Source organism: Psychrobacillus sp. (assembly GCF_056205495.1).
On record NZ_JBAEAP010000585.1, the window covers coordinates 1 to 1578 of the forward strand.

1 protein-coding gene, 1 pseudogene and 1 other annotated feature are annotated in these 1578 nt (G+C 34.3%); the gene and the pseudogene both read left to right on the plus strand.

Features of this window, described 5'->3' with window-relative positions:
- Positions 1-747: 747 nt before the first annotated feature.
- Positions 748-1092, plus strand: coding sequence for a DUF3899 domain-containing protein (locus AC06OU_RS16500; RefSeq protein ID WP_475857231.1), 345 nt, complete (start codon positions 748-750; stop codon positions 1090-1092).
- A 51-nt stretch (positions 1093-1143) separates the two neighbouring features.
- Positions 1144-1357 (plus strand) — a binding site (T-box leader).
- Positions 1358-1402: 45 nt separating this feature from the next.
- Positions 1403-1578: pseudogene (locus AC06OU_RS16505) on the plus strand (tryptophan--tRNA ligase); the annotation flags it as partial.

Consider the following 1578-nt stretch of genomic DNA (forward strand, 5'->3'; position numbering starts at 1 on the left):
CATCCCGTAGGAGTCGCCGTCTGGCGCTCCAATCAATAAATGGGAACAGCTTTAGCATCGATAAAGCGCTAATAAATTTATTCGCATAAATATAGCTTTTATGTTTTAGAAAATTTGATAATGAGGGCAACACTTCTATCATGGGGCTTGACAGCGATTTTTAAGGGATAATTATTGGAAAGACTATTGTCTCTATCCGCTTGAACAACTGCTATGATGTAACAAAAACATTACATTGTCGTAACGGATTAGGAAGATTCCTAACTAATATGTTAATTATCTTTTATTTTTTTAGCTTTGTTAAAGTTATTGGTTGATTTTGACTAACGATTCTTTTTTATAGTGACTGTAAACATTATAAAAAGGATATTCAAATGTCTATTAAGATTAAATAGATTATGAAATTCGGATTGGATACAGTTTTTCGACTTTATTTATGTGAGTAAATTAATAAGCACTTATCTATGCATGAAGCTGTTCCCATTTATTGATTGGAGCGCCAGACGGCGACTCCTACGGGATGAGTGAGACAGATAAGACATCACAACCACGCGCGTAAGCGATGGGTGATGGCTTATCGCTCACCCCGTGGAAAGCGTCCGGCTGGTGCGGAAATCAATTCTACTCTCTGTTTTAAAGATTTCTTTGCATTATAATTCACCCCTACGCTTTAACATAGCCATATTTTTTATTAGTTTTGATTATTTTAAGTAAATCTTCTATAATTTAATTTATTAGAGGTGAAATATGAAAAAGAAGCTTATATTTTTTTTTAGTGCTCAAATTATAATAGTTTTAGTGATGCTATTAACGTCTAAACATATCGATTTGGAAGCATATATTAACGTTTCCTTCTATATAGGAGGGCTTGTAACATTTATAGGGTTAGTTACATATGTTGTATCAGGAGGATTCTTTGACTTATATGTATCAAGCTCTAGAAAATTCTTCACGCGGAAGCATTTGAGAGAAGAAATAGAGAATATGCGACTTCCTTCCGAAGTTTTTTCTTTCTCCCCTAAACCACTATTTGCTTTAGGGTTATCGATTTTAGCTTGTACATGTATAGCGTTACTTTTTTATTATGGATAATTTTGTCCCTTGATTTTTGAGTTTCTTCTATATATAATAATCAAAACTAAATAAAGAGCTTTGATGAAGAAAGTACATTTATAGAGTGTGTTTAGAGAGTCTGCGGATGCTGCAAGCAGATCATACGATAAATGGAATGGGCTTCTGAGCAGTATAAGTGAAAGGTCAAGTAGCTTATACCGTTTCCTTCGCGTTATGAAGAAGAGTGGCTATTTATTTTAGCAAGCTGGGTGGTACCACGGATATTACATCATTCGTCCCTTTTTTAGGGATGCATGATGTTTTTTTATATTCTAAGGAGGAAAATTTTATGAAAACACTTTTTTCGGGCGTCCAGCCTACTGGTACAATTACTTTGGGAAATTACATCGGTGCTTTTAGACAGTTTATAGACTTACAAAATGATAACGATTGTATTTTTTGCATCGTGGATCAGCATGCTATTACTGTAGCTCAAGACCCCCAAGAACTTCAAAATCATATTCG